Source organism: Herbaspirillum sp. alder98, assembly GCF_020179755.1.
Lineage (GTDB): Bacteria > Pseudomonadota > Gammaproteobacteria > Burkholderiales > Burkholderiaceae_D > Herbaspirillum.
Genome location: NZ_JAIUCY010000014.1, coordinates 37,410 through 63,295, shown reverse-complemented (window position 1 = coordinate 63,295; position 25,886 = coordinate 37,410). Strand labels below are relative to the sequence as shown.

Sequence of the window (25,886 nt, the reverse complement as noted above, 5' to 3'; positions counted from 1 at the left end):
AATGCGGCCGCGCTCCGGCTACTTGGCTGCGGCTTTCTTGCGCGGGCGCTTCACGGGTGCGGCTTCTTCATTCGCCGTCGTCCTGACGCCGCCGTCCATCAGCAGATTGGTCATGATGTCGGCGATCGAGCCGATGTCGCGCAGGTCGCCCAGGTGCTGGTTGATGACGAAACCATCGAACGCCATCCAGATCACGTGCGCCAGCAGATCATCCTGCACCAGATGCGCCTGTTCTTCCGGCAGGCATTCGGCAATCAGGCCGGTCAGAAAACTCTCCACCTCGATGAGCAGTGTATTCGGCTTGGCCATGCCCTTGGGGGCCACCGCCAGTGCTTCGATCAGCGCGTTGGCAAATGAATGATCCGCTGCCGGGATATCGCCCCAGATGCCGATGAAGATGCGCCGCAGCCGCGACCTCGGCGTGCGGAATTTGCGCACCGATTCCGCCAGCGCCGCAAGCTGCTGTTCGAGCCAGGGTTGATAGATCTCATACAGGATGGAGAGCTTGGAATCGAAATAGACATAGAGATTGGCGACGGTCATGTTCGACGTCCGTGCAATCTCGGCCATGGTGGTCGGGGTGTAGCCCTTGCGTGAAAAAAGGTCGAAGGCCGATTCCAGGATGGCTTCGCGCATGCCGCTTTTTTTGATCTGTGCCACGGTTCCTCTTGCGAAAAATACGGACGGTTGCCGGCGTCCGATGTTGCCGGGCGCACGTGAAATTGCTGCTGCGCACCGCAGTCTTGTTCTTGTTGATGGGCAACGCTCAATGTTAGTGATGCCCGGCATGGCAGGGAGGTCACCTGGATGTTCGCGTCGCTGCTGCGGCTTGATGCGGCGGATTTTAGCATGCGGCGTTGTTTTGACGTCGCCAATGCGCTGATTTCTTGCGTCACTATTTTAGTGAAATTACTTAATATCATTCGTTAATAAGCGTGTTTTTGGTGCGCCGCCGCGATTTTCATCGCCAATCGGGAACATTGTGGTGCGCCTTGATATTGCTGGGATAAATGCCACTTTTTGCTTGCGCAATTCGCGCAATGACGTGGATCAAAAACGCTTGACATTCAATTTTGCAGAATACAGAATGACATTCGTTATTGAGTGATTCAGCCTCCCGTTTTCCATGTTCGGGACGCCGACAAATCCACGAATGAGAGACGTCATGAATAAAGTCATCAAGCTGCATCTGCACGATCGTTATCCCGAACTGGGCAAGGGGCCGGTTCCGGTGGAGCCGTACATTTCCGGCGCCTACTACGACAAGGAGCAGGCCAGGATTTTCAAGAAGACCTGGCTGCAGGTCGGCCGGGTTGAAGAGATTCCGAATGCCGGCGATTTCTTCGTCAAGGACCTGGATGCCTGCGAGGCTTCCATCATCGTGGTGCGCGACAAGAAGGGTGCGGTCAATGCGATGCATAACGTCTGCTCGCACCGCATGAACCAGATCGTGTACGAGAAGCGTGGCCAGACCCGTAAATTCTTTTGCAAATTCCACGGCTGGGCCTATGACCTCGAGGGCAACCTGACCGGCGTGCCGGAAGAAGAATCCTTCTTCGATCTGGACAAGTGCGACCACGGCCTGTCGCGGGTGGCCTGCGATGTCTGGCAGGGCTTCATCTTCGTCAATATGGATCCCGAGCCGGCGCTGTCGCTGGCCGATTTCATGCGTCCGATGTTCGGCGACATCGAAGGCTATCCCTTCGACAAGCTCACCACCGGCTTCTCGTGGTCGACGGTGGTCAACTGCAACTGGAAGCTGGCGCTGGACGCCTTCCAGGAGGCCTATCACGTGGCCTATGTGCACGGGCATTCGATTGCCGATGCGATCGACACCGCTGAAGGCGGCGCCATGCCACCGCTCGATGCGCTATGCGGCGAGTTCCATCGCCGGTTGTCGATCGCGGGCAACCCCAAGTCGGTCTATGGCAACCCGAATGCGGTAACGGCAGGCGGCGATGCCGCCAGGGAAGCGATCGCCTCGTCGGCCGCCGCCAAGCCGATTGCTGCTGCGGCCCTGCGTGCCGGCATGGGCGCCGCCAGTTACCACTTCCGCAAGGAAGACCTGCCCAAGGGCATGAACTGGACCGGTCATCCCAACTGGCTGTTCGACATCAACGTGGTGTTTCCGGACTTCTATCTCTCGTTGCGCCCGAATTACTGCCAGGCCTACAACTTCCGTCCGATCTCCCAGGGCAAGACCCTGCTGGAAGCGCGGGTGTACTACCCGGAGATGAATACCGCCGGCGGTCGTTTCTATCTCGAATACATGAAGGTCGCGCTGCGCGACGTGCTGCTGGAAGATCTGAGTACGCTTGAGCGCACCCAGACGGCGGTGCAGACCGGCATCAAGAAAGAGATGTTGTTGCAGGACTATGAATTGCTGGTGCGTCATGGCGCCCACGTGGTGGATCGCATCGTCCAGGACGAAACCAAGGCTTGAGAGGGTTAGGGAAAATAAATGAATACCGAACAACAACATCGCAATCAGCCGCCAGTCCTGCCAGCGCCATTCGCGCACCTGGCGCCTTTCATCGGTTGGAGCCTGGCCACCGAAACCGAACGCAATCGCATGCGCAACACCAGCGACATGCGCGACATCATCGCCTTCAAGGACGCCATGCTGGCCGATGTCGACGCCATCGTCGCCTGGCTCGACAACTATCCACTCGACGCCATGCCGCCCGAGGCGCAAGCACTGATGCACATGCTGCTGTCGCTGGCCGAAGTCGCGCCTGCGGTCGAGGCCTATCACCAGCCCGGCGTGATCGACGGCTATGACCCGACCCGATTCGTCGCCGACGAGAATTTCGTCATGCGCCCGCCGATCTGAACCGACGACGGCATACACAGGAGAGATCATGGCCAAATGCAGAGTGTTCGCAATCGATGACAACCTCAAGGAGATCGTCGCCGACGGCCTCTATGGCAAGCACCTGTTCGGCGCCAGCGTTAGCGTTGCAGTGGTCAAGTTCGTGGCCGAGAAGGGCAGCGACCTGCCGGCGAAATCGCACAGCCATGGCGAAGAAGCCTCATTGCAACTGGTCGGCGCCTGCTCGGTGTTCGAAAGCGCCGACAGCCAGCAGAGTGACTACGAATCGATCATGGCCAGCGGCGACGCGCTGATCATTCCCGCCGGCGCCCTGCACTACGGCAGCAATCGTTTCGGTCCCGAAGGCGTATCGATGCGACTCAATGTGGTCACGCCGGCCCGCAAGGAATACGGCCCGGAAGATTCGACTCCCTACTACCCATTGAAAAGCCGGGCGGATTGAACATGACGATGACATTGCAGCAGAGCGGCGACGGCCTGCGCCATTGCGAACGCCTGGAAATCGACTGGCAGGACAGCACCTCGCCAAGCCAGACCGCCCTGGTGGAGGGCGAGCACCTGGCCATCGCCATCAGCGTACTGCACCGGGGCGAGCGCAGCGAAGACGCACCGCAGCCCCAGGGCGAAGAAGTGGCGACGGTGCTCGAAGGCGAATTCCTGGTGGAAGCCGCCGGTGAGCGCTATGAGCTGTCGCCCGGCGAAGGCATCATCATCCCGCCGCGCGAACCCCGGGTGTGGACTTGCCTCAGCGAGCGCGGCGCATTGTACCGGGTCATCACCCATCTCGACCGACTGCCGCCGCCAGAGGGGGCCTGAGCCATGCAACATCAACACGTCCTGATCGCGGGCGCCGGACATGCCGGTGGCCGCGTCGCCCAAGCCCTGCGGGTGGCCGGGCATACCGGCCTGATCACCCTGGTCGGCGACGAGCCGCATCCGCCCTATGAACGACCGGCACTGTCTAAAGAAGTGCTGCAGGGAAAGAAGACGGCCGCCGAGTTGACGCTGGAGCCGGCCTCGTTCTGGCATGAAGGCGACAACCTGCAGTGGCGCAGCCATGGCATTGCCGCCGTCTGCGCCGACCGCGTGGCGATGCTGGGCAATGGCGAACGGCTGGCTTTCGATGTGCTGGTGGTGGCCAGCGGCGGCGCCCCGCGCGCGCTCACCGTGGCGGGTTCCGATCTGCCGGGCGTCAGGATGTTGCGCACGATCGACGATTGCCATGCGCTGCAGCCGGCCTTCGCGTCCGGCAAGCATGTGGTGGTCATCGGCGGTGGCGTGATCGGAATGGAAGTGGCCGCCAGTGCCGCCCGCATGGCGTTGAATGTGACCGTGCTGGAAGGTGGGGCGCGCGTCATGGCGCGTTGCCTGCCACCCGAAGCATCGGCCTGGTTGCAAAAACTGCATGCAGACAATGGCGTCAGCATTCGCATCGGGACCACGGTCGAGAGCATCCAGCGCAATCATGGCGGCATGCTGGTCAATCTCAGTTCGGGCGGTCACCTGCCGGCCGACATCGTGCTGGTCGCCATCGGCATCACGCCGGCGACCGGGTTCCTGAAGGGTAGCGGCATTGCGCTGGAGAACGGCGTGCTGACCGATGCGTTCTGCCGCAGCAGCAATACGCCCTGGTGCTATGCCGTCGGTGACGTCGCCAACAGTTTCAGCCCCTTGTACCAGCGGCATGTACGCCAGGAGACATGGCGCAATGCCGAAAACCAGGCGCGCGCGGTGGCCGCATCGGTGATGGGGCGTGACGTCGCCTACGAAGAATTGCCGTGGATGTGGTCGGATCAGTTCGACCGCAACATCCAGGTGGTCGGCATCCATGCTCCGGGCGACATCAGCGTGGCGCGCGCACCGCTGGGCGAAGGCGCCGGCAGCATGTTGTGGCTGCATGAGGGCAAGGTTGCCGGTGGCGTGCTGGTCGATTGCGGCCGGGAACGCAAGCAACTGGAGGCGCTGGTGCGTCGGGGCAGCCAGATTGATGTCGCCAGGCTCGGCGACAGCACCGTGTCACTCAAGGAGTTGGCCACAGCATGATTACCCTGGAACAACGCGTCGCCATGCTGGAGGCGACCGAAGCGATACGCCAGCTCAAGGCGCGCTACTCCGGCCTGGCGGATCAGAAATACACCGCCAGCTACCAGCGTCAGCCGGCCTCACGCATGCAGAAGATCGCCCGCGCCCAGGCCGCCTGCTTTACCGAGGATGCGGTATGGGAAGGCGGCGCCGAATTCGGCGCCAGCCTGGTCGGCCGCGAAGCGCTGGGTGAATGGTTCAACCGCTCGCCGTGGTGCTTTGCGCTGCACTACTACGTCAGTCCCGAGATTTCGGTGCATGGCCGCACCGCGGCGGCCACCTGGCGCCTGTGGCAGATTGCCCTGCGCGACGAGAACAAGCATGCGGTGCTGCTGGGCGCCATCACAGCCGAAGAATATGCGCAACAGGATGACGGCCAGTGGCTGTGTTCGCGGATGCGTTTCGAACAGACCCAGATGCTGCCGATCGAGGCCGGAGCTTTTCCGCTGGTGACCTCCTTCACTCAAATCAGCGATGCCGGCCACCGGGCATCGCAACTTTTCAACAACCTGTCGACAACATGATCAATAGCGCCGAAAACACGACGTCGCCCGCTGCCCAGGCCCCGGGTTGCAGTAGCGGGGGAGCCTGCGATTTTCCCATTGCCGAGAACCTGTGCGAGGTGATCAGCAATGAATGGGTCAACGCCGAATACAAGCATCTGGTGCTGAAGGCGCCGGCGGTCGCCCTGGCGGTGCTGCCGGGCCAGTTCTTTCACCTGGCCTGCCCGCCCTCGGGTAACGACACGCCGTATCTGCGCCGGCCGATGAGCCTGTATCGGGTCAACCGCGAGGCTGCCCAGATCGAGTTCCTGTACAAGGTGCAGGGCGCGGGCACGCGTGGGCTGGCCACGCTGGAGCCGGGCGGCATGCTGGACGCCTTCGGTCCGGTCGGCGTCGGCTTCAGCCTGTCCCCGGGGTGTCGCCATGTCTTGGTGCTGGCGCGCGGCGTCGGGCTGGCCACCATGGCGCCGCTGGCCGAATATGCGGTGCAAAGCGGCGCGGCCGTGACGGCCATCCTCAGCGCGCGTTCGCCGGCGGTGGTGATGTCGGAAGACTATCTGCGCGCGGTCGGAGCCAACGTGCAGATCGTGACCGATCAGGATGGCAGCAGCGATATCGCCCATATCGAAAAGCTGGTGCGTGACAAGCATGCCGAGCAGCCCTTCGATCTGCTGGCGACCTGCGGCTCGAATCGTTTCCTGCTGGCGTTGCAGCGGCTGGGCAAGGAGCTCGACGTGCCGGCGCAGGTGGCCCTGGAGCAGCACATGGGGTGTGCGCTGGGCATGTGCTATGCCTGTGTGCGGCCGTTCCGCAAGAGCGCCGATTCGGAAGTGATGAGTTATCGACGCGTGTGCTGGGATGGCCCGGTATTCGACGCACAGGAGACAGTGACATGGTAGATATGCGCGTTTCGATCGGCAATCTGACGTTGCAGAATCCGATCATGCCCGGCTCGGGCACCTTCGCCGAAGGCATGACCAAGGTGATCGATCTCAATCGCCTTGGCGCCATCGTCACCAAGACCATCACCAACGACCTGCGCGAAGGCAATGTGCCGCCGCGGGTGGCCGAGCTGCGTGGCGCCACGCTGTTTTCGATCGGCATTCCGAGCAAGGGGCCGGATCATTACATCAACGAGCTGGTGCCGCTGTACCGCAACTACACGCCGCCGCTGATCGCCAGCATCTCGGCCAACACCATCGAGGAATTCGGCGAGCTGGCGGCCCGCATCAGCGTGCCGGGCGTGGTGGCGATCGAGGCCAATGTGTCGTGTCCGAACCTGAAGAAGGATGGCCAGGCCTTCGGCATGGATCCGCAATCGACCGAAGAGGTCATTCGCGCCATGAAGAAATCGACCGACCGCCAGGTCTGGGCCAAGCTGTCGCCCAATGTCGGCAACGTCGCGGCCATCGCCAAGGCGGCCGAGCAGGGCGGCGCCGACGCGCTGGTGCTGGCCAACGCCATCCTGGCCATGGCCATCGACATCGGCAGCTTCCAGCCCAAGGTGGCCAATCTGATGGGCGGCATCACGGGCAACGCCACCAAGCCGATCATCCTGCGCATGGCCTATCAGAGCGCCCAGGCGGTATCGATTCCGATCATCGGCTGTGGCGGCATCAGCACGGCCGAGGATGCGCTGGAATACATGCTGGCCGGTTGCACCGCGGTGCAGGTCGGCACTGCCAACTTCATCAGCCCCAACGCCATGATCCGCATCATCGACGATCTCACGGCGTTCTGCGAGCGGCGCGGGGTCACGCGCATCGCCGATCTGGTGGGCGCGATGAAGGTGCATGAGGCCAAGATGCTGGAATTGAGGGCCGGGCTGTGAACGCAAGCACTCAGGAAAGCGCCCGCGAATGGCTGCCGCTGGGCACGCTGGCCGAAGTCTTCGGCACGCGCGCCTGCCGCTCGATGAGCATCGAGAACGTGTTGATCGGCCTGTTCCTGGTGGACGGCGAGATCTACGCCATCGACGACATCTGCAGCCACGGCAACGCCAAGCTCAGCGAAGGCGATGTCGATGGCTTCGAAGTCGAATGCCCGCTGCATGCGGGCCTGTTCGATATCCGTTCCGGCAAGGCGCTGAGCGCGCCGGTCACGCGCGATGTGCGCAGTCATGGCATTCGCCGCGAGGGCGATCTCATCTTCATCCAATTGAGAAGGTAAGACATGCAAAGTCACCTGTCGGCATCGTCCCAGGCAGCCATTGCGACACCATCCAGGCGCCGTCCCCGGGTCGCCGTCATCGGCACCGGCGGCACCTTCGCGATGCAGGCGCGGCATGCCTTCGACTGGGTCGAATATGGCGAGAGCGGCATCGTGCACCCGATCGAGGCGATGATGGCCCAGCTCGATCAGTTGGGCATCGACGTCGATATCGTGCCGATTTCCTTTCGCATGATCGGCAGCACCGGCATCAATCCCCAGGACTGGCTGGAGCTGGCGCGGCTGATCGAAGCGACGGCGCGCGACGATGACGCCATCGATGGCTTCGTGATCACGCACGGCACTGCCACGCTGGAAGAAACGGCCTGGTTCCTCGATCTGACCCTGAACCTGCGGCAGCCGGTGGTCGTGACCGGCGCGCAGCGTCCCCAGAACACTTCAGGCAGCGACGTGCAGTCAAACCTGCGCGCAGCGCTGGCGGTGGCGGCAGCGGGGGACGCCGCTGCCTGCGGCACGCTGGTGGTGATGGATGGCATGGTCTTTGCTGCACGTGACGTGACCAAGGCGGCCAGCTTCGAGCTGCACGCTTTCGAGGCACAACCCTTCGGCCCGCTTGGCCGTATCAATCCCGACGGCAGCGTCACCTTCAGGCGTCATCCATATCAACACAACGCCACGCGCGCACGTTTTTCGCTGGACCGCATCGGCAGCCTGCCGCGTGTCGACATGGTGGTGTCCTATGCAGGTGCGGACGGCGCCGCCATCGATGGCCTGCTGCAGGCCGGCGCGCGCGGCCTCATCAGCATCGGGCTGGCGCCGGGCCGTCCCGCCAATGGAGAACGCAGGGCCATGCTGGAGGCGGTGGCGCAGGGCGTGGTGGTGGTGCAGGCCTCGCGCGCGCCGCGTGGCGTGGTGCCGGAGCAGGATTTTCTGCGGCGCGACGGCATATTGGCCGGCGGCGACCTGGCGCCGCAGAAGCTACGCGTACTGCTGATGCTGATCCTCGCCATGTCGCCGGCGCTTGACGCCGCCGCGATCCAGGCCTGCCTGCTGGAAAGTTGATGCCGGCCGCCTGCCACCGCAACACCTGGTGCCGCCATGCCGGTACTGACAGAACAACCAACGGAGCCAACAATGGAAATGTCTAGCGAACGCCTGGTCCCTGCCGCACCGCAGGCAGTATGGGATGCACTGAATGCGCCGGAGACCCTGCGCAGCTGTATCGCCGGTTGCGAAAAGATCGAACTGGTCGGTCCTGATCAATACGACGTGGCGATGTCGATCAAGATCGGCCCGGTCAGCGCCAGGTTCAAGGGAAAGATGTCGCTCAACGATATCGTCGCGCCCGACTCGTACTCGATCCTGTTCGAAGGCCAGGGCGGCATGGCCGGCTTCGCCAAGGGATCGGCCGCGGTGCAGCTGGTGCCGCAGGAGGGGGATGCCGGCACCTTGCTGAAGTATCAGGTGCAGGCCCAGGTCGGCGGCAAGCTGGCGCAGCTGGGTTCACGCCTGATCGACAGTTCGGCCAAGAAGATGGCGGACGATTTCTTCGCCCGCTTCGTCGCGCTCTTTGCGCCCGCTCCGGTGGCGCCCGACGCGCCGGAAGACGACGGCGCCACCGCGCTTGCCGGCGGCGACGCCGGTGTCGTCAAGAACCTGTGGGCGCGCATGACCAAATAATCCGCATCAGCAAGCGCAGCAGCTCCACCTCCAGTACCCAACCGCCACGAATAGGAATAGAGATGAAGAAATACATTGTATTGAAATCAGTGCTGCTCGCCTGTAGCGCCATGGTCTTCTCGTCGGCTGCGATGGCTGACGTCAAGATCGGTCTGTCGGGTCCTTTCTCGGGGCCGATGGCGGCCGACGGCCAGGAATACATCGATGGCTTTTCGCTGGCTCTGGAACACCTGGGCGGCAAGCTGGGTGGACAGGCGGTCACGGTATTGAACGGCGATGACCAGATGAAGCCGGACGTCGGCTCCCAGGTCATGCGCAAGTTCATCGAACTTGACAAAGTCGACGCCATCGTCGGGCTCGGCTATTCCAACATCATCATGGCCAATCTGCGACGCCTGAAGGAGTCGGGCGTGGTCTCGATCGCGGTGGCCGGCGGACCATCGCCGATGGCGGGCGCCGAATGTGGCGCCAATGTGTTTTCCATCGCCTATCCGAACGATGGCTCCGGCGAGGCCATCGGCAAGCTGATGCAGGACAAGGGCTACAAGAATGTCTACCTGATGGGACCCAACTACCAGGCCGGCAAGGACATGCTGGCCGGCTTCAAGCGCTGGTACAAGGGCGGCATCGCCGCTGAGGTGTACACGCAGATCAACCAGACCGACTATTCGGCCGAGATCACCCAGCTGCAGATGAGCAAGATGGATGCGATCTTCATGTTCTATCCGGGCAGCATGGGCGTCAATTTCACCAAGCAGCTGAGCCAGGCCGGCGTGGTCGGCAAGATCCCGGTGTATTCCACCTTCACGGTCGACGGCACCAATCTGCCGGCCTTGCGTGACGCGGCGGTCGGCGTGATCAGCGGCAACACCTGGAACCCGTCGCTGGACAATCCGGAGAACAAGAAATTCGTGCAGGCCTTCGAAGCCAGGTACAAGCGCCTGCCCAGCACCTACGCCGCCAACGCCTACGATGCGGCCGGGCTGCTCGATGTCGCGGTGCGCAAGGTCAAGGGCAATACCGCCGACAAGGCGGCATTTGCGGCTGCCGTGAAAGCGGCCGGCGCCGAATTCAAGTCGGTGCGGGGACCGTTCCGTTTCAACACCAACAACATGCCGATCCAGAACTACTATGCCTTCGAGATCGTCAAGGAAGGCGGTCAGGTCAAGGGCAAGCTGGTCGCTACGCCCCTGACGGATCACAAGGACGCCTACGTCGCCAGTTGCCCGCTGAAATAAGAGAATCCGCTCATGCTATTTCTCGCACAACTACTCAACGGACTGCAATACGGGGTCCTGCTGTTCCTGCTGGCCGCAGGCTTGACCCTGGTGTTCGGGATCATGAGTTTCGTCAACCTGGCGCATGGCTCGCTGTACATGATGGGCGCCTACTTCGCGGCGTCGGTGGCCAACAGCACCGGCAGCTTCATGCTGGGGCTGCTGGCGGCGGTGGTCGGCTGCCTGGCGCTGGGCGTGCTGCTTGAGCGGGTGGCGGTTTCGCGCCTGTACGGCCGCGATCACCTCAATCATGTGCTGGCCACCTTCGGCTTGATCATGTTCTTCAACGAACTGGCCTCCATGCTGTGGGGCAAGCAGCCGTTGTTCGTGTCGGTGCCGTCCGTGCTCGAGGGCAGCATCAACCTGCTGGGGCTGCAGTATCCGAGCTATCGCTTTGCGGTGATTGCCGCCGGCTTGCTGGTGGCGGTGGGCTGTTACCTGTTGATCCACAAGACGCGACTGGGCATGCTGATTCGCGCCGGCGCCAACAATGCGCCGATGGTGGGCGCGCTCGGGGTCAATATCAAGTTCCTCAATGCGCTGCTGTTTGCCGTCGGCGCTGCGCTGGCCGGCCTGGCCGGCGCCGTTGCCGGTCCCATCCTGTCGGTGCAGGCGGGCATGGGCGAGCCGGTGTTGATCGCCACCTTCGTGGTGATCGTCATCGGCGGCATCGGGTCGGTGAAAGGCGCTTTCTATTCGGCGCTGATCGTGGGCGTGGTCGATACCATGGGGCGGGCCTTCCTGCCGACCCTGCTGCGCGAGATGACCAGTCGCCAGCTGGCCGATGCTGCCGGTCCGGCATTGGCTTCCCTATTAATCTATCTGCTGATGGCGACGGTACTGGCGTTGCGTCCGCAGGGCTTGTTTACGGCAAAACGATGAAGACTCAATTTGTACGGCCCAGTGTGCTGCTGCCGGTGCTGTTGATGGTGGCCCTGGCCCTGGTGCCGACGCTGGCCGGCGCCATCGGGGCCCAGTTCTATATCGGCTTTCTGGCGCGCATCCTGGTCTATGCGCTGGCCGCCAGCGCACTTAATCTGGCGCTGGGATATGGCGGCCTGATCGGGTTCGGTCATGCGCTGTTCGTCGGGCTGGGCGCCTATTGCGTGTCGCTGCCATCGTTTTTCGGCCTGGAGAATGGCTGGTTGCAGCTGCTGCTGGTGCTCGGCGCCTGCGGCCTGATCGGCCTGCTCACCGGCGCCATTTGCCTGCGCACGCGTGGCATCGGCTTCATCATGATCACGCTGGCGTTCTCGCAGATGGGGTACTTCGTGTTCGTCAGCCTGAAGCAGTTCGGCGGCGACGATGGCATGTCCATCATCGCGACCAGCCGCCTGGGTGCGGGCATCGACCTGGGTTCGGCGGTGCCGCTCTACTACACCGCCTGGATCATCCTGGCGCTGGTGATCGTATGGATGACGCGACTGCGCAATGCGCCTTTCGGCATGGCCTTGCGCGCGGCCCGCCAGAACCAGGCGCGGGTCAATGCGCTGGGCTTTCCGGCGCGGCGTTTTCAACTGATCGCCTACACCATCTCGGCCATGCTGTGCGGCGTGGCGGGATTCCTGCTGGCCAACCTGAATGCCTATGCCTCGCCCGGCCTGATGAGCTGGCAGGTGTCGGGCGAGCTGATCGTGATGGTGGTGCTGGGCGGCATGGGCAGCGTCTTCGGCCCCTTGCTGGGCGCGCTGGCGTTCATCGGCCTGGAAGAACTGATGAAATCCTATACAGAGCACTGGATGCTGATCTTCGGCCCCATCATCGTGCTGGTGGCCTTGTCGGGCAAGGATGGCCTGATGGGCGCGCTGCTCAATCTCGACCGCCGCCTGGCCGGTGGCGGTCCATCGAAAATCCAGGGCGCCGGCAGAGCTGCCGCGGCTCCTGCACATGGAGCCAAGCAATGACCAGCCTGCGCACCCAATCGCTCACCAAGCGCTTCGGCGGCTTGCTGGTGACCGACGATGTCTCGCTCGAACTCCATCCCGGTGAGCTGCACGCCATCATCGGCCCCAACGGCGCCGGCAAGACCACGCTGATCAACCAGTTATCGGGCGAGCTGACGCCGGACAGCGGCCAGGTGTGGTTCGACCAGCAGGACGTGACCAGCCTGCCGTTGCATGCCCGTGCCTGTCGCGGCTTGTTGCGTTCCTACCAGATCACCTCGATCTTCGAAGAGTTCACCGTGATGGAAAACACCGTGCTGGCCGCGGTCGGGGCGGCCGGACGCGGTTACGGTTTCTGGCGCACCATGATGAGTCAGCGCGACGCGGTGGTGCAGGCCGAGAGCAGCCTGCAGGCCACGCGCCTGGATGCGCGCCGGGATGTGCCGGCCGGCGAACTCGGTTATGGCGAGCGGCGCCAGCTGGAGCTGGCCATGGCGCTGGCAGCGCGGCCCAAGCTGCTGCTGCTGGACGAACCGATGGCCGGCATGAGCATCGAAGAGTCGGCGGCGGTGGTACAACTCTTGCAGTCGATCAAGGGCAAGTATTCGATGTTGCTCATCGAGCATGACATGGATGCCGTGTTTGCCCTGGCCGACCGCATCACCGTACTGGTGTCGGGACGCGCTGCCTTTTGCGGCACGCCCGATGAAATTCGCAATCACCCCGAAGTCCGCGCCATCTACCTGGGTGATGAGCAGGGCAGTTTTGCGGAGTCGGCAGGAGCCATGCATGTCTGAACCACTACTTTCCATTCGCGGCCTGCAGGCCTCCTACGGCCGGGCGCAGGCGTTGTTCGATATCTCGCTCGACGTCGCCAGAGGTGAAGTCGTGACGCTGCTGGGACGTAATGGCATGGGCCGCTCCACCACGGTCAAATGCCTGTTCGGACTGCTGCCGTCGAAGGCTGGCAGCATCAGCTTCGCCGGTCAGCGCATCGAGCATCTGCCGTCCTACAAGGTGGCCAGGCGCGGCCTCGGCCTGGTACCCGAAGGCCGCCAGATATTCGCCGACCTGTCGGTGGAAGAGAACCTGCTGGCGACCGCGCGCGGGGCAGAGTCGGCAGGCGCTTCAGGGAGCGCCTGGACCTTGCGCCGGGTGTACGATTTCTTCCCGCGCCTGGCCGAGCGCAAGCGCAACATGGGCTCGCAATTGTCGGGCGGCGAGCAGCAGATGCTGGCGATCTCGCGGGCGCTGATGACCAACCCTTCGCTGCTGGTGCTGGACGAGGCGACCGAGGGGCTGGCGCCGGTGGCGCGGGCCGATATCTGGCGCGCGCTGGCCGAACTCAAGCGCGAAGGCTTGTCGCTGATCGTCATCGACAAGAACATACAGTCGCTGCTGGCCCTGGCCGATCGCCATTACGTGATCGAGAAGGGCCGCATCGCATGGAACGGAGACTCGGCGCAATTGCGCGCCGACCCGGCGCTGGTGCACCGCTATCTCGGTGTGTAGGCGGCGCTCTGTCATCACAATGCAGCACCGGCATGCACATCAAGAGGAAGTGAATGAAGGCATCAGGTTTCAATTACTGCCGGCCTGAATCGGTCGACGAGGCTTGCATGATCCTGGCCGAATACGGTGGCGACGCCCGCATCCTGGCCGGCGGCCAGAGCATGATGGCCACGCTCAACCTGCGCCTGTCGGCGCCGGCCTTGCTGATCGATATCAACCGCATCGAAAGCCTGCAGGGCATCGTGCCGGCCAGTGACGGCAGCTATCTGCGCATCGGCGCGCTGGTACGCCATGCGCAGACCGCATCCTCGCCGCTGGTGGCCGAACACCTGCCGCTGGTGGCCGCTGCCATGCGCCATGTCGCGCACCCGGCGATACGCAATCGCGGCACCACCTGCGGCAGTCTGGCGCTGGCCGATCCGTCGTCCGAGATGCCGGCCTGCGCAATTGTGCTCGACGCCATGCTGGTCTTGCAAAGCAAGGACGGCGGCCTGCGCCATGTGCCGGCCAGCGAATTCTTCTTCGGCCTCTATGAAACCGCGCGGCGCGACGACGAGATGCTGATCGAAGTGCTGTTTCCCTGTCGCGGCCCGGATGAAGTGTTTGGGTTTGATGAACTGAGCCGCCGGCATGGTGACTTCGCGATGGTCGGCGTGGCGCTCAAGGCCGACTTCAAGGAGGGCCGCATCGGCAATCTGCGCATGGCGACCTTTGCCACCGATCCGATGCCGATTCTCTCGAGCGCCGCAGCAGCCCTGGCCGAAGGCCAGCCCTGGTCGAGCGAGCTCGGGGAGGCGATCGCCGCTGCCGCCGCCGACGAACTCAATCCCGACGAAAACCAGTTCGGCAGCCCGGCGGTCAAGCGACTCCAGGCCCGGGCGCTGATACGGCGTGTGCTGGCCGCCACTTTCAATGAGCCGGCAAGGAATGGACATGCGCATGGATAACACGATGACCGATGTGGCTGACATCGACTTCACGCTCAACGGCAAAAGCGAAACGCGTAGCGTGCCGGTGCGTCGCAACCTGGTCGATTTTCTGCGGCAGGACATGGGGCTCACCGGCGCCCACGTCGGATGCGAATCGGGCGTTTGCGGCGCCTGCAATGTGCGCGTCGACGGCGTGGTGGTGCGTGGTTGCCTGATGCTGGCGGTGCAGGTCGATGGCGCCACGGTCGATACCATCGAAGGGCTCAGCGAGTCGGGCGAGATTGCCGTCCTGCAGCGCGCCTTCGTCGCCAAGAATGCCTTGCAATGCGGCTTCTGCACGCCGGGCATGCTGATGACCGGCGCCGAATTGCTCAGGCAGAACAGTTGCCCCAGCCGGCTTGAGATCCGCGACGCCATCTCTGGCAACTATTGCCGTTGCACCGGCTACCAGGCCATCGTCGACGCGATCGAACATGCAGCCGGAGGCGCCTGATGAAAGATGACGCTCGCAGTGCGGAAGGCCAATGGATCGGCGCCAGCGTCACGCGCCCGGACGCTGCGCGATTCGTCGCCGGCCGTGGCCGTTACCTGGACGACATCGAACTGGCCGGCATGCAACACGTGGCGTTTTACCGCAGCCCGTTTGCGCGCGCCCGCTTTCATTCGCTCAATGTGGCGGCGGCCGCTGCCATGCCCGGCGTTAGCGCGGTATTGACCGGCGCCGACATCGCCACCGTATGCGGTGCCTGGACCACGCGCTTTGCCATGTGGCCAGCGCATGTTTCAGCGCCACAACATGCGCTGGCCATCGATGAAGTGTACTGGCAGGGCGAAGCGCTGGTGGCGGTGGTGGCTGCCACGCGCGCGCAGGCCGAAGATGCACTGGAGGTGATCGAGATCGAATGGGAAGAGGGCGAACCGGTCATCGATGCCGCCGCCGCCATCCTGCCCGGCGCGCCGACCTGTCACCCGGCCATCGAGAGCAACCTGGCGCTGGATCGCAATACCGAAGTCGGCGCCGTCGACCAGGCCTTTGCGCAGGCAGCCCATGTGGCGTCCCATCGTTTCGAGTTTGGCCGCCAGACCGGCGTGCCGCTGGAGCCGCGCGGCATCCTGGCCAGTTTCGACCGACGGGTCGGCGAGCTGGAGGTCTATCAGTCGCATCAGGTGCCATTCCAGATGCAGGATATCTTTGCGACCCAGTTCGATCTGCCGCTGGACAAGGTGCGCGTGATCTGTCCCGACGTCGGCGGCGCATTCGGCATCAAGCTGCATGCGTACGCCGATGAAATTGCGGTGGCGGCGATTGCCATCCTGCTGGGCCGGCCGGTGAAGTTCCAGGCCGACCGGCTCGAATCCTTCGTGACCGACGTTCATGCCCGCGACGCCTCGGCCCAGGCGCGCCTGGCGGTGGCCGACGATGGCCGCATCATCGGACTGGATGTCGATCTGCTGTTTTCCTTCGGCGCTGTGTCGGCCTTCCCGCGCTCCAGCATCGGCGAGGCCTTGCAGGCGCTGGACCTGTGCGGATCGGCGTATCAGGTGCCCGCTTTCCGGGGGCGCGTGCGCGGTGCGTTTCTCAACAAGGTGCCGACCGGCGCTTATCGCGCGGTGGGCCAGCCGATCGCCTGCGCCATCATCGAGCAGTTGCTCGACAATGCAGCGGCGGCGCTCGGCATGGACCCGGTGGACATCCGCCGCCTGAATCATCTGTCGCCGATGCCGGAAGGCACGCACATGCGGGCGTCCGCCGGCGGCGTGCTGCTGGGCCCCTTGTCGGTCGATGCCTGCCTGGAGCTGACCTTGCGCAACATGGACTATGCCGCCTTGCGCGCGTCGCAGCAGCGCTTGCGCGGCGAGGGCGTGTATCGCGGTATCGGTCTGTGCACCTTCGTCGAGTTGACCGGCGTCGGCGCCGGCCTGTATGGCCCCAATCAGGTGCGGGTTGCAGGCAAGGAAGGCGTGCGACTCAGCCTGCAGCCCTCGGGCAAGATCGTATGCCGCACCAGCGCCACCGACCAGGGTCAGGGCACCCGCACCGGCCTGACGCAGATCGTGGCCGAAGCCATGGGCGCGCCGCTGGAGAGCGTGGTGGTGACCAGTGGCGACACCGGGCGCGATCCGCTGGGCGGCGGCGCCTGGGCATCACGCGGCATTTCGCTGGCGGGCGAAGCCGCGCTGCTGGCGGCGGAGCAACTGACGCAGAACATCCTGGCCATTGCCGCCGCGCTGGCCGGCAAGCCCGCCGACAGCCTGCGCATTGCCAATGGCGTGGTGATCGGTAGCGAGGGCGAGACGCTCTATACGTTGCAGGACATCGCCCTGCGTGCGCACTACGACTCGATCGCGATCAAGCTGTCGCACATCCCCGAATTGTCGGTGGAACGCAGTTACGCGCCGACCGGCAAACCTTATTTTGCCGCCAACGGTATCCAGGCGGCGCATGTCGAAGTCGATCTCGAGACCGGCCAGATCAAGGTGCTCGATATCTGGGTGGTGGAAGATTGCGGCCGTATCGTCAACCCGTTGCTGACCGATGAGCAGGTGCGCGGTGGCGTGGTGCAGGGTATCGGTGCCGCATTGTATGAGCACTGCATCTATTCCGATACCGGCCAGATGAGCAACGCCTCGCTGGCCGACTACCTGATTCCGATGGCCTCCGAGATGCCGGACATCCATGTCGGACACGTCAGCACGCCCGAGCGCGAGACCCGTCTTGGCGCCAAGGGCGTGGGCGAAGCGGGTACGGTGGGCGCCATCGGCGCCATCTGGTGCGCCGTCAACGATGCGCTGCGACCGACCGGACAATCGGTCTGGCGCCAGCCGTTTACGCCGGCGCATGTGCTGGAGGTGCTCAATGACCCGCAAGCCAGGCAGGAGCCGGTAACGGGCCGCTGAAGCAGCCTGGTGTCGCTGCTCCGGCAGACAGAAAGCCGCATCTTCCGGGATGCGGCTTTTTTATGGCCGCTGTCAGTGAGTGCCTGAATGCCGGTATAAAAAAAGCGAGACATGAAAACATGTCTCGCAAAAGGGTTCACTCAAGGCTATCAACGAAAAATCTACTGCGGTAAAAACGCTCCGCAAGAGCGAATCGGAACCTGCGGATCAGAACGTGTGGCGAATACCCGCCATGACGCTGGCCTGATTCTGGCCGACGCCGACCGTATTGCCCGAGCTCACAGCAATGGCCGCGTTGCCACGGTTCTTGATGTAGGCGTAGGACGCATACAGGTTGGTGCGCTTGGACAAGGCATAGATCAGCCGCGCGGTGCCCAGCGTGCTGTCATCGCCCGAATCCTTGACGTCCATGTGCACCAGCTGGCCTTCGAGCAGCCACACTGGCGTCCATTGATAGCTGGCGCCGACATAGTAGAGGTTGGAGTTGATGCTGACGGCGCGTTGCTGGTGACGCGCGATCAGGCCGCCACCGATCTTCAGGTCGCCGATCTTGAACCAGCCGTTGAACGAGGCCCGGTTGTCCTTGTAATTGCTGCTGGTGAGCAGGTTGCCGGCGCCGGCGCCGCCGCGCAAGGTGTCGTAGGCAGTGGCCACGCCCCAGCTGGTGGTGTCGTATTTCAGCAGCGCAGTCCATTGACGACAGGCTTGGGCGTCGCCGGCGTTTTCACCGGCGCAACTGGTCGCGGCAGGCCCACCGGCGGTGGAGGTGTCCCGACCGAAGCTGTAGGTCGCACCCACGGTGGTGTTGCCCAGCTTGTTCATGTAGCCGAGCGCATTGTCGCTGCGGGTATTGGGCAGATAGGAATCCATGTTGCTCAACCCGTGATTGGCCGGCCCCATGACATCGGCTGCAATCATCGAAATGGCCGTCATGTTGTATTGGCGACCCAGCGTGATCGTGCCGTACAGCGGATCGGACAGGCCCACGTTGGATTGCCGGCCGAACAGGCGGTTGCCCTGGCCCATGCCGCCGGTAGTGGGCACGAAGCCACTTTCGAGGTTGAAGAATGCGCGCAGGCCGCCGCCCAGGTCTTCAGTGCCGCGAAAGCCGATGCGGGAGGGCGACAGGCCGGTCAGCGGCAAGGTGCGCAATTTGCCCTGGCCAGCAGCGTTGGTGTGATTGACGTATTCGACACCGGTATCGATGATGCCGTAGATGATGACGCTGCTCTGGGCCGTTGCGGTTGCACAGACGGTGCCAAGTGCCAGGCCAGCGGAGACTGCGGCCAACAAACCTTTTCTCACTTTTGGTTCCCCTTCAAGTAGATGTGAAAGACAGCAATACGATCCACCGGCCGGTAGATGATCAGGTACGTCGGGTAAATCTGAATGGCAGATCCTGGGGCGATCCAGCTTGCGACTGTTCGAATAATGAATGGCATTATTTAATTCAGTAAAATGAATGTCAATCGTTTTTACGTCATCGTTCAGCGGAAGGTGACAATGGAAAAGAAAGCCGGATGAGGAGCAGATGAGCGGGGCCGCAAACTAATGGTGCGCATGGGACTTCATTTGCACCTATAGAAAACGCTCGCATAATTTTTTTTGCGTTTTTGGTGCATATTTAGATAAAAAAATAATTTGTCCTTGATCCTGGCGGCTTGTGTGTCATCGGGGAAAGATCGTCGATCGCGTAAAATTTTTATTTTCGTTGTAAAACGGCGACGTGAAATATCCCGTCAGCGGCGTGTCACGCAATTCGCGAATCGTTTGGAGTCGATGTGTCGATGGCCTGCGGAAATAAATGCCTTGACATGGATTTGGATAGAAATACAGAATTGAATTCGTTATTAAAACTAATTTTCATTGCTCTATCCAAGCGCCCGCTGCACGTGCCACGTGCGCGGCGCTCCATCTCCAAGGGGCAACATGAACAAGCCTGCGCTGGTGCCGATCCGCGCGCTGGGGCCGACCGAGTACCTGATCAGTCGCACCAGCTCCGAAGGAATCATCACCTATGTCAACCAAGCCTTTGCCGATGCCGTGGGCATACCGGTCGGTGAACTGGTCGGCATGCCTTACACCCAGTTGTTCGATCCGGCCACGCCGCCGGAAGCCGTGCAGGACATGCGCAACACCACCATTACCCAGGGGCGGCGCTGGGAGGGATTGACGCGGGTAAAGGCGCGCGATGGCAGTTCGATCTGGGCCATGACCAACGTCTCGCTGGTGCGTGAACACGGACGCGTCACCGGCACCACTTCGGTCCGCACCCGCGCCGACCCGGCGCAGATCATCTATGTCGACGGCATGCTGAATCGCTTCATGCACAAGCGGGCGCGGGGATGGAGAATTCGCGGCGGCCAGTTTGTCAGGAGTGGATTGCGCGGCGTCTGGCAGCGGCTCTGGCGGCCGACCCTGGCCAAGTCGCTGGGAATGTTGCAGCTGCCGGCACTGGCCGCAGGCGCGGCGCTTGGCGCCTTCTACGCCGGTGAGCCGCCGCGCCTGGCCTGGTGGGCGACCCTGTTCGCGGCGCTGGTGCTGATGTCCGGCCTGGCCAGGATCTATGCGGCCAGGTTGCTGGCGCCGCTGGAGAGCGCCACCGATTTTGCGCACAGGGTGGCCGCCGGCGACCTGGAGGCGCCGTTGGAAGAACGCGGTGGCGGCCAGTCGCGCGAACTGCTCAGGGCGCTGCTGCTGATGCGTCGCAGCATGGTGACCATGATCGACGACGTCACCTCAGGTGTCGGCACGATGGCCCGTGCATCGGAAGAAATTGCCGCCGGCAATCTCGACCTGTCGCGGCGTACCGAGAATCAGGCGGCGTCGCTGGAAGAGACGGCATCCAGCATGGAGCAGTTGACCTCGACCGTGCACCAGAACGCCGAGCATGCGCGGCGCGCGCGTGACATGGCGAACCAGGCGGTGGGCACCGCCGATGACGGCGGCAAGGCCTTTGCGCGCATCGTTGCGATGATGGACGAGATCACGGCCAGCGCAAGGAAGATCGGTGAGATCGTCAAGGTGGTGGAAGGTATCGCCTTCCAGACCAATATCCTGGCGCTCAACGCGGCGGTGGAAGCGGCCCGGGCCGGCGAGAACGGGCGCGGCTTCGCGGTGGTCGCCGCCGAAGTGCGCACGCTGGCCCAGCGCAGTACGGCGGCATCGAAAGAGATTGCCGGCCTGATATCTGCCTCCATCGACAGCGTCGCCCAGGGCACTTCGCTGGTGCAGGGATCGGCCGCGACCATGGCGCAGATCGTGTCGTCGATCGCCAATGTCAATTTGCTGATTACAGAGATCTCCGAGGCGTGCAGCGAGCAGAGCCAGGGAATAGGCCAGATCGGACAAGCGGTGACCCAGATGGATCAGCTCACGCAGCAGAATGCGGCGCTGGTCGAGCAGGCGGCTGCTGCAGCGGCCTCGCTGAGCGACCAGTCGCGCAAGGTGAGATTGTCGCTGGGTGTGTTCAAGTTCAATCATGCCGCGTAATACCGGCCGCAAGGGGCGGCGTGCTTCTGGCACAGGCCTTGCGTTGGCGCTAAACAATTTTTCTTTCAAATTCACATAGCCATCCGATGGAAAGCCTAGATCTGCAGGTCTTGCGATGCGCCCGCGATTGGCACCGCGGGGGACATGGCGTGTTCCTGTTCACTGTACTTCAGACGTGGGGCAGTGCGCCTCGTCCGCCAGGGGCGTTGCTGGCCATTCGCGACGATGGCCTGGTATCCGGTTCGGTCTCCGGCGGTTGCGTGGAAGATGACCTGATCATGCGCATCCGGTCGGGCGGCGAATCCGGTGTCCTGCCCGAACTGCTGACCTACGGGGTAAGCAAGGACGAAGCGGCGCGCTATGGCTTGCCGTGCGGCGGGACATTGAAACTGATGAAGGAATCTGTCGGCGAAACCGGCTGGCTGGACCAGGTGCTGGACTCTATCGGTAGGCACCGGCGAGTACGGCGTGAACTTGACCTGCACAGTGGCGCGGTTCGCGTGACCGATGAAGATGCATCGGGGCCGGGCTTGCCGTTGCCGCAGTTCGATGAGCACCGATGCGAGAGCTGGTACGGTCCCCGCTGGCGCCTGCTCGTCATCGGCGCCGGGCAGTTGTCGCGCATCCTGGCGCAGATGGCGCTGGCGCTGGACTATGAAGTGCTGATCTGTGATCCCCGCGAGGAATATCATCGCACCTGGGATGTGGCCAATACACGCTGGATCAGCGGCATGCCGGACGACGTCGTGCTGGAGATCGAGCCGGATAGCCATACCGCCATCGCGGCGCTGACGCATGATCCAAAGCTTGACGACATGGCCTTGCTGGAAGCGCTCAGGTCACCGGCCTTTTACGTCGGGGCGCTGGGGTCGCAGGTTAATAATGCGCGCCGTCGCGAGCGCCTGGCCTTGTTCGATATCGCTCCCGAGCAGATCGCCCGCCTGCATGGCCCGATCGGGCTGCCGATAGGAAGCCGGGTGCCCGCCGAGATAGCGATCTCGATTCTGGCGCAGATGACTGCCGTCAAGAATGGGGTGCCGGCCTGATCCGTTGCAAGCCGGTTCTTCGGTTTTCGCATTTGTTTATATGTTTTTAGTCGTTTCCCTGGCGGCAAGCCTCGGGCTAAAGTGCGACTTCAACTGATCCCTTTCTGGTCATGGCAGTTCGGCATGGCTCTGTCGGAAGTCCCTCCATGTATATCGTTATCGGCGCCGGCATCATCGGCGCTTCTGTCGCCTATTCCCTTTCGCGCGCGGGTGCGCCCGTTACCATCGTCGATTTCGGCCGTCCCGGCAGCGGCACCAGCGGCGCCACCTTCGCCTGGGTCAATTCCCATAACAAGAAGCCGCGCGCCTACCACGACCTGAACGTCGCCGGCATGCAGGCGCATGCCTGGCTGCGCGCCCAGTTCGACGCTGCGCCCTGGTGGCACGACGGCGGCTCGATCGAGTGGGAAGCCGGCGACCCGGTGGCCTACCGTAACAAGATCGGGCAACTGCAACAATGGGGATACAAGGTGCAGTGGCTGGATCACGCCCAGGTCAATGCGTTGGCGCCGGATCTCGATGTCAGCAGCATCGGCGACGCGCCGGTGGCGTATTTCGCTGAAGACGGCTGGGTTGATCCGCCGGTGTATTGCCAGGCATTGCTGGCGGCTGCCCAGCGCAACGGGGCGCGCGTGCTGAGCGATGTGCGCGTGGTCGGATTGCAGCGCCACGGTGCGCGCGTGACGGGCATCGTCACCGAGCAGGGCACGGTGATCGAAGGCGACATGGTGATCAACTGCACCGGACGCTGGGCCGACCAGCCGGCACTCAGCGCCGGGCAATCCATCCCGATGGCGCCGTCGGCGGGATTGATGGTGTTTACGCCATCGTTGGCGCATTCGCTGGATCGGGTTATTTTTTCGCCGGAGGTACATATCCGTCCGGATGGCGCCGGGCGCTTGCTGATCTGCCGCAACGACCTGGAAGTGGCGCCCGACGCCGCGCCCGTCAATCACCTGCTGGATGTGCGCCGGCTGTTGCAGGCTGCTGCCCGGGTCCTGCCGCTGCTCAAGGGCGTCGAGGCCGAGGCGTTGCGGGTGGGCGTGCGCGCGTTGCCGGTCGATGGTTTCCCGGCAGTGGGGCCGGCACCCGACGTGGCCGGCTACTACAGCGTGGTGACGCACAGCGGCGTGACGCTGGCACCTTTCCTGGGTGAAGCGGCGGCCGACGAGATTCTCAATGGCGTGCAGCGCCCCGAGCTGGCGTCTTTCCGCGCCAGCCGATTTACCGCATCGTCCCCGTCATCTCACTAACCAAAGAAAGCAATTCATGGCAATACTTACTGTCGTCGATCGCGCCACGCTTGATCCCGAGGGCCAGCAGGCCTATGACGAAGAAATCGCCCGCGTTGGTCGCGTGACCAACATGAAGGGCACCATCCTGCGCTCGTTGCCGGCGCACCGGGCTTATCACGGCTCGTACCTGATCAAGGCTGAACTGATCAAGCTGTTAGGCAAACGCGCCTTCAATGTCTATGCCAATGCGATCTCGTCGGCCTCGGACTGCATATTGTGTTACACCTTCTTCCGCCAGGCGCTCAAGGCCGACGGTATCGATCCGAAGGACTTCGTCGCCACCGAGACCGAGCAACTGCTGGCAGAGCTGGGCAGCGCCATCGGCGGTAATCGCGCCCATCAGTTAGACGCCGACCTCTGGCGCCGGCTGCGCGACACCTTCGACGATACCGCCATCGTCAACCTGATCGGTTTCGGCGGCACGATGGTGGCCACTAACATTTTCAACAGCGTACTTGAAGTCGACATCGACGACTATCTGCAGGAGCAATGATGACCGAGCGTAAAAAAACCTATTACGGCGTAAGCGTCGGCATCCTGATGGTGAAGACGCATTTCCGTCGCTACCTGGGCGACATCGGGCATGCCGGTACCTGGCCGTTTCCGGTGCAATACCGGATCGTGGAAGATGCCGTGCCGGCCAAGATGACCGAGCTGCACAACGCCAGCCTGCTGGAGCCGTTCAAGCGCGCCGCGCGTGAGCTGGTCGACGCCGGCGTGGATGGCATCACCACCACCTGTGGTTTCCTGTCGATCTATCAGCAGGAGCTGGCCGACTATTGCGGCGTACCGGTGGCCACCAGCAGCCTGTTGCAGGTGCCGCTGGTCAAGCGGCTGATCGCCTCGGACCGGCAGGTCGGGATCCTGACGTATAACGGCGATGCCCTGAGCGGCCAGTATCTTGAAGCCGTCGGCATTGCGGCCGATACGCCCGTGTACGGCATGCCCCAGGATTCCGAGTTCGTGCGCTCGATCAAGGAGGGCGACGACAACGTGTCCTATGCGACATTGAAGGATGAAGTGCTGGCGCTGGCCGGCAAGATGATCGCGGAGAACCCGAAGATCGGCGCCATCGTATCGGAATGCACCAATCTCGCGCCCTTCACGGCCGATATCCAGGAGCGCTTTGGCGTGCCGGTCTATGACACGGTGTCGATGGTCAACTGGTTCCATGCCGGGTTGCGTCCCCGCCGCTACGCGCCGGAGTAATTCTGGCGAGATTAGTGAAGTAAGGAAAAAAGGAGCTTGCCGCGGCAAGCTCCTTTTTTATCGACTAACTGTTTCCTGATGATGCTGGTGATTACCAGGAAGGGATCACGGTGCCGTTGAACTTGGTGATGATCAGTTGCTTGATCTGTTCCGACTCGAAGATCTTGATGAAGCGCGCAATGCGTGGATCGTCCTTGCGGTCGGCGCGTGCGGCCCAGATGATGGCCCACAGGGAAGACTTGTCTTCCAGCAGCAGCGCATCCTTGGGGTTGAGGCCGGCCAGCACGCCCTTGTTGAGGGTCACGACGCCGGCATCGATATCGACCAGCACACGTGGCACCTGCACTTCATCGAGCGGCACGATCTTGAGCTTTTTCGGATTGTCGATGACATCGCCCAGGCCGGCATTGGCGCCGGCTTCCGGACGCAGCTTGATCAGGTTGGCCTTTTGCAGCAGCACCAGGGCGCGCGCTTCGTTGGCGGGATCGTTGGGAACGGCCACCTTGGCGCCGGCGGGCAACTGGTCGAGCGACTTGTACTTGGCCGAATACACGCCAGCCGGTGCGACATAGCTGGGTTTGATCGACACGATCTTATAGCCGCGCGACTCATTCTGTTTTTGCATGTAGGGCACATGCTGGAAGTTGTTCAGGTCGATGTCACCGGCCTGGGTCGCTTCGTTGATCTGTGTCGGTTCGGTGAATTCGATAACCTTTACGGCGAAGCCTTCGGCATTGGCGATCTTGGCGGCGGCTTGCAGGAAGTCGCTGTAAGGCCCGGGCGAAGCGCCTACCCGCAGCGGTGCATCGGCGGCGGTAGCGGAATTGATCGAGAAGGAGAAGGCGACCGCTGCGCACAGCAGGGTCCTGGAAGCAGCGCTGATGAAATCCACGAACGACTTTCTTGTTGAAGGAGAGTGGGGATTCTATCGACGGGGAGAGGGGATGCGAACGACGGATTTTGCAGGTGGTTATTTGGTTTTTGAGTTTGGCGCTGCGGATTTTTCTGGGAACGTTGTGACGTGGCACTTCACTTGAGAAATGAAGCGACCACGGGCGTGTTCCTGTTCCATTCAGAG

General features: G+C 62.9%; 28 protein-coding genes. 25 read left to right on the top strand and 3 right to left on the bottom strand.

The window, feature by feature from the left end; genetic code table 11:
- Positions 1-18: 18 nt before the first annotated feature.
- Complete coding sequence (locus LBW87_RS22305) at positions 19-660, bottom strand: TetR/AcrR family transcriptional regulator (RefSeq protein ID WP_225203675.1); 642 nt, start codon at positions 658-660, stop codon at positions 19-21.
- A 505-nt stretch (positions 661-1,165) separates the two neighbouring features.
- Between LBW87_RS22305 and LBW87_RS22300 the strand changes: the two genes are divergently transcribed.
- The 19 genes from LBW87_RS22300 (at position 1,166) to LBW87_RS22210 (ending at position 17,766) form a co-directional block, all read left to right on the top strand.
- On the top strand, positions 1,166-2,443 hold the full coding sequence (locus tag LBW87_RS22300) for an SRPBCC family protein (RefSeq protein WP_225203674.1): 1,278 nt from the start codon (positions 1,166-1,168) through the stop codon (positions 2,441-2,443).
- Positions 2,444-2,461: 18 nt separating this feature from the next.
- Positions 2,462-2,833: a hypothetical protein gene (locus LBW87_RS22295; RefSeq protein WP_225203673.1), complete on the top strand. Its 372-nt coding sequence runs from the start codon at positions 2,462-2,464 to the stop codon at positions 2,831-2,833.
- 28 nt (positions 2,834-2,861) lie between these two features.
- Positions 2,862-3,275, top strand: a complete 414-nt coding sequence (locus tag LBW87_RS22290; RefSeq protein ID WP_225203672.1) for a cupin domain-containing protein — start codon at positions 2,862-2,864, stop codon at positions 3,273-3,275.
- A gap of 2 nt (positions 3,276-3,277) precedes the next feature.
- Complete coding sequence (locus tag LBW87_RS22285; RefSeq protein WP_225203671.1) at positions 3,278-3,649, top strand: cupin domain-containing protein; 372 nt, start codon at positions 3,278-3,280, stop codon at positions 3,647-3,649.
- A 3-nt stretch (positions 3,650-3,652) separates the two neighbouring features.
- Positions 3,653-4,876 (top strand): NAD(P)/FAD-dependent oxidoreductase, encoded by a 1,224-nt coding sequence (locus tag LBW87_RS22280; protein ID WP_225203670.1) that lies wholly within the window; start codon positions 3,653-3,655, stop codon positions 4,874-4,876.
- Positions 4,873-5,439, top strand: coding sequence for a nuclear transport factor 2 family protein (locus LBW87_RS22275; RefSeq protein WP_225203669.1), 567 nt, complete (start codon positions 4,873-4,875; stop codon positions 5,437-5,439). Before LBW87_RS22280 ends, LBW87_RS22275 begins: the two co-directional genes overlap by 4 nt.
- Entirely contained in the window at positions 5,436-6,317 is an 882-nt protein-coding gene (locus LBW87_RS22270; protein WP_225203668.1) for a dihydroorotate dehydrogenase electron transfer subunit, read from the top strand. Before LBW87_RS22275 ends, LBW87_RS22270 begins: the two co-directional genes overlap by 4 nt.
- Positions 6,311-7,249: a dihydroorotate dehydrogenase gene (locus tag LBW87_RS22265; RefSeq protein WP_225203667.1), complete on the top strand. Its 939-nt coding sequence runs from the start codon at positions 6,311-6,313 to the stop codon at positions 7,247-7,249. Before LBW87_RS22270 ends, LBW87_RS22265 begins: the two co-directional genes overlap by 7 nt.
- The gene (locus LBW87_RS22260; RefSeq protein ID WP_225203666.1) at positions 7,246-7,587 is read left to right on the top strand and encodes a non-heme iron oxygenase ferredoxin subunit; all 342 of its coding nucleotides are present in this window, start codon (positions 7,246-7,248) and stop codon (positions 7,585-7,587) included. The genes LBW87_RS22265 and LBW87_RS22260 overlap by 4 nt, the downstream gene beginning before the upstream one ends.
- Positions 7,588-7,590: 3 nt before the next feature.
- The gene (locus LBW87_RS22255; RefSeq protein ID WP_225203665.1) at positions 7,591-8,649 is read left to right on the top strand and encodes an asparaginase; all 1,059 of its coding nucleotides are present in this window, start codon (positions 7,591-7,593) and stop codon (positions 8,647-8,649) included.
- Positions 8,650-8,721: 72 nt separating this feature from the next.
- On the top strand, positions 8,722-9,267 hold the full coding sequence (locus LBW87_RS22250) for an SRPBCC family protein (protein ID WP_225203664.1): 546 nt from the start codon (positions 8,722-8,724) through the stop codon (positions 9,265-9,267).
- Positions 9,268-9,329: 62 nt separating this feature from the next.
- A complete protein-coding gene (locus LBW87_RS22245; protein ID WP_225203663.1) occupies positions 9,330-10,505 on the top strand; it encodes an ABC transporter substrate-binding protein in 1,176 nt (391 codons plus the stop codon).
- A gap of 12 nt (positions 10,506-10,517) precedes the next feature.
- The gene (locus tag LBW87_RS22240) at positions 10,518-11,426 is read left to right on the top strand and encodes a branched-chain amino acid ABC transporter permease (protein WP_225203662.1); all 909 of its coding nucleotides are present in this window, start codon (positions 10,518-10,520) and stop codon (positions 11,424-11,426) included.
- Positions 11,423-12,448 (top strand): branched-chain amino acid ABC transporter permease, encoded by a 1,026-nt coding sequence (locus LBW87_RS22235; protein ID WP_225203661.1) that lies wholly within the window; start codon positions 11,423-11,425, stop codon positions 12,446-12,448. Before LBW87_RS22240 ends, LBW87_RS22235 begins: the two co-directional genes overlap by 4 nt.
- Positions 12,445-13,224: an ABC transporter ATP-binding protein gene (locus LBW87_RS22230; RefSeq protein ID WP_225203660.1), complete on the top strand. Its 780-nt coding sequence runs from the start codon at positions 12,445-12,447 to the stop codon at positions 13,222-13,224. Before LBW87_RS22235 ends, LBW87_RS22230 begins: the two co-directional genes overlap by 4 nt.
- Positions 13,217-13,939 carry an ABC transporter ATP-binding protein gene (locus LBW87_RS22225; protein ID WP_225203659.1) on the top strand — a complete coding sequence of 241 codons (723 nt, stop codon included), beginning with the start codon at positions 13,217-13,219 and terminating at the stop codon, positions 13,937-13,939. The genes LBW87_RS22230 and LBW87_RS22225 overlap by 8 nt, the downstream gene beginning before the upstream one ends.
- A 53-nt stretch (positions 13,940-13,992) precedes the next feature.
- Complete coding sequence (locus LBW87_RS22220; protein ID WP_225203658.1) at positions 13,993-14,886, top strand: FAD binding domain-containing protein; 894 nt, start codon at positions 13,993-13,995, stop codon at positions 14,884-14,886.
- Positions 14,879-15,361, top strand: coding sequence for a (2Fe-2S)-binding protein (locus tag LBW87_RS22215; RefSeq protein WP_225203657.1), 483 nt, complete (start codon positions 14,879-14,881; stop codon positions 15,359-15,361). The genes LBW87_RS22220 and LBW87_RS22215 overlap by 8 nt, the downstream gene beginning before the upstream one ends.
- On the top strand, positions 15,361-17,766 hold the full coding sequence (locus tag LBW87_RS22210) for a xanthine dehydrogenase family protein molybdopterin-binding subunit (protein ID WP_225203656.1): 2,406 nt from the start codon (positions 15,361-15,363) through the stop codon (positions 17,764-17,766). Before LBW87_RS22215 ends, LBW87_RS22210 begins: the two co-directional genes overlap by 1 nt.
- A 207-nt stretch (positions 17,767-17,973) precedes the next feature.
- Here LBW87_RS22210 and LBW87_RS22205 read toward each other — a convergent pair whose 3' ends face one another.
- Positions 17,974-19,056, bottom strand: a complete 1,083-nt coding sequence (locus LBW87_RS22205; protein ID WP_225203655.1) for a porin — start codon at positions 19,054-19,056, stop codon at positions 17,974-17,976.
- 639 nt (positions 19,057-19,695) lie between these two features.
- On the opposite strand from LBW87_RS22205, the gene LBW87_RS22200 reads away from it, so the two are divergent.
- From LBW87_RS22200 to LBW87_RS22180, 5 genes are all read left to right on the top strand, one after another.
- On the top strand, positions 19,696-21,258 hold the full coding sequence (locus tag LBW87_RS22200) for a methyl-accepting chemotaxis protein (protein ID WP_225203654.1): 1,563 nt from the start codon (positions 19,696-19,698) through the stop codon (positions 21,256-21,258).
- An 86-nt stretch (positions 21,259-21,344) separates the two neighbouring features.
- Positions 21,345-22,304 (top strand): XdhC family protein, encoded by a 960-nt coding sequence (locus tag LBW87_RS22195; RefSeq protein WP_225203653.1) that lies wholly within the window; start codon positions 21,345-21,347, stop codon positions 22,302-22,304.
- Positions 22,305-22,450: 146 nt separating this feature from the next.
- Positions 22,451-23,557, top strand: coding sequence for an NAD(P)/FAD-dependent oxidoreductase (locus tag LBW87_RS22190; protein ID WP_225203652.1), 1,107 nt, complete (start codon positions 22,451-22,453; stop codon positions 23,555-23,557).
- 16 nt (positions 23,558-23,573) lie between these two features.
- Positions 23,574-24,092, top strand: coding sequence for a hypothetical protein (locus LBW87_RS22185; RefSeq protein WP_225203651.1), 519 nt, complete (start codon positions 23,574-23,576; stop codon positions 24,090-24,092).
- Positions 24,092-24,808, top strand: coding sequence for an aspartate/glutamate racemase family protein (locus tag LBW87_RS22180; RefSeq protein WP_265113037.1), 717 nt, complete (start codon positions 24,092-24,094; stop codon positions 24,806-24,808). The genes LBW87_RS22185 and LBW87_RS22180 overlap by 1 nt, the downstream gene beginning before the upstream one ends.
- Before the next feature lie 91 nt (positions 24,809-24,899).
- Here LBW87_RS22180 and LBW87_RS22175 read toward each other — a convergent pair whose 3' ends face one another.
- Complete coding sequence (locus LBW87_RS22175) at positions 24,900-25,700, bottom strand: MetQ/NlpA family ABC transporter substrate-binding protein (protein WP_225203649.1); 801 nt, start codon at positions 25,698-25,700, stop codon at positions 24,900-24,902.
- On the opposite strand from LBW87_RS22175, the gene LBW87_RS22170 reads away from it, so the two are divergent.
- Positions 25,690-25,845, top strand: coding sequence for a hypothetical protein (locus LBW87_RS22170; RefSeq protein ID WP_225203648.1), 156 nt, complete (start codon positions 25,690-25,692; stop codon positions 25,843-25,845). The genes LBW87_RS22175 and LBW87_RS22170 overlap by 11 nt on opposite strands.
- Positions 25,846-25,886 lie beyond the last annotated feature (41 nt).

Excerpts from the sequence above, each read along its gene's own strand:
- LBW87_RS22300 (WP_225203674.1), top strand. The coding sequence starts at position 1,166 with ATGAATAAAGTCATCAAGCTGCATCTGCACGATCGTTATCCCGAACTG.
- LBW87_RS22295 (WP_225203673.1), top strand. The coding sequence starts at position 2,462 with ATGAATACCGAACAACAACATCGCAATCAGCCGCCAGTCCTGCCAGCG.
- LBW87_RS22290 (WP_225203672.1), top strand. The coding sequence starts at position 2,862 with ATGGCCAAATGCAGAGTGTTCGCAATCGATGACAACCTCAAGGAGATC.
- LBW87_RS22285 (WP_225203671.1), top strand. The coding sequence starts at position 3,278 with ATGACGATGACATTGCAGCAGAGCGGCGACGGCCTGCGCCATTGCGAA.
- LBW87_RS22280 (WP_225203670.1), top strand. The coding sequence starts at position 3,653 with ATGCAACATCAACACGTCCTGATCGCGGGCGCCGGACATGCCGGTGGC.
- LBW87_RS22275 (WP_225203669.1), top strand. The coding sequence starts at position 4,873 with ATGATTACCCTGGAACAACGCGTCGCCATGCTGGAGGCGACCGAAGCG.
- LBW87_RS22270 (WP_225203668.1), top strand. The coding sequence starts at position 5,436 with ATGATCAATAGCGCCGAAAACACGACGTCGCCCGCTGCCCAGGCCCCG.
- LBW87_RS22265 (WP_225203667.1), top strand. The coding sequence starts at position 6,311 with ATGGTAGATATGCGCGTTTCGATCGGCAATCTGACGTTGCAGAATCCG.
- LBW87_RS22255 (WP_225203665.1), top strand. The coding sequence starts at position 7,591 with ATGCAAAGTCACCTGTCGGCATCGTCCCAGGCAGCCATTGCGACACCA.
- LBW87_RS22250 (WP_225203664.1), top strand. The coding sequence starts at position 8,722 with ATGGAAATGTCTAGCGAACGCCTGGTCCCTGCCGCACCGCAGGCAGTA.
- LBW87_RS22245 (WP_225203663.1), top strand. The coding sequence starts at position 9,330 with ATGAAGAAATACATTGTATTGAAATCAGTGCTGCTCGCCTGTAGCGCC.
- LBW87_RS22240 (WP_225203662.1), top strand. The coding sequence starts at position 10,518 with ATGCTATTTCTCGCACAACTACTCAACGGACTGCAATACGGGGTCCTG.
- LBW87_RS22235 (WP_225203661.1), top strand. The coding sequence starts at position 11,423 with ATGAAGACTCAATTTGTACGGCCCAGTGTGCTGCTGCCGGTGCTGTTG.
- LBW87_RS22230 (WP_225203660.1), top strand. The coding sequence starts at position 12,445 with ATGACCAGCCTGCGCACCCAATCGCTCACCAAGCGCTTCGGCGGCTTG.
- LBW87_RS22225 (WP_225203659.1), top strand. The coding sequence starts at position 13,217 with ATGTCTGAACCACTACTTTCCATTCGCGGCCTGCAGGCCTCCTACGGC.
- LBW87_RS22220 (WP_225203658.1), top strand. The coding sequence starts at position 13,993 with ATGAAGGCATCAGGTTTCAATTACTGCCGGCCTGAATCGGTCGACGAG.
- LBW87_RS22215 (WP_225203657.1), top strand. The coding sequence starts at position 14,879 with ATGGATAACACGATGACCGATGTGGCTGACATCGACTTCACGCTCAAC.
- LBW87_RS22210 (WP_225203656.1), top strand. The coding sequence starts at position 15,361 with ATGAAAGATGACGCTCGCAGTGCGGAAGGCCAATGGATCGGCGCCAGC.
- LBW87_RS22200 (WP_225203654.1), top strand. The coding sequence starts at position 19,696 with ATGAACAAGCCTGCGCTGGTGCCGATCCGCGCGCTGGGGCCGACCGAG.
- LBW87_RS22195 (WP_225203653.1), top strand. The coding sequence starts at position 21,345 with ATGGAAAGCCTAGATCTGCAGGTCTTGCGATGCGCCCGCGATTGGCAC.
- LBW87_RS22190 (WP_225203652.1), top strand. The coding sequence starts at position 22,451 with ATGTATATCGTTATCGGCGCCGGCATCATCGGCGCTTCTGTCGCCTAT.
- LBW87_RS22185 (WP_225203651.1), top strand. The coding sequence starts at position 23,574 with ATGGCAATACTTACTGTCGTCGATCGCGCCACGCTTGATCCCGAGGGC.
- LBW87_RS22180 (WP_265113037.1), top strand. The coding sequence starts at position 24,092 with ATGACCGAGCGTAAAAAAACCTATTACGGCGTAAGCGTCGGCATCCTG.
- LBW87_RS22170 (WP_225203648.1), top strand. The coding sequence starts at position 25,690 with ATGAAATCCACGAACGACTTTCTTGTTGAAGGAGAGTGGGGATTCTAT.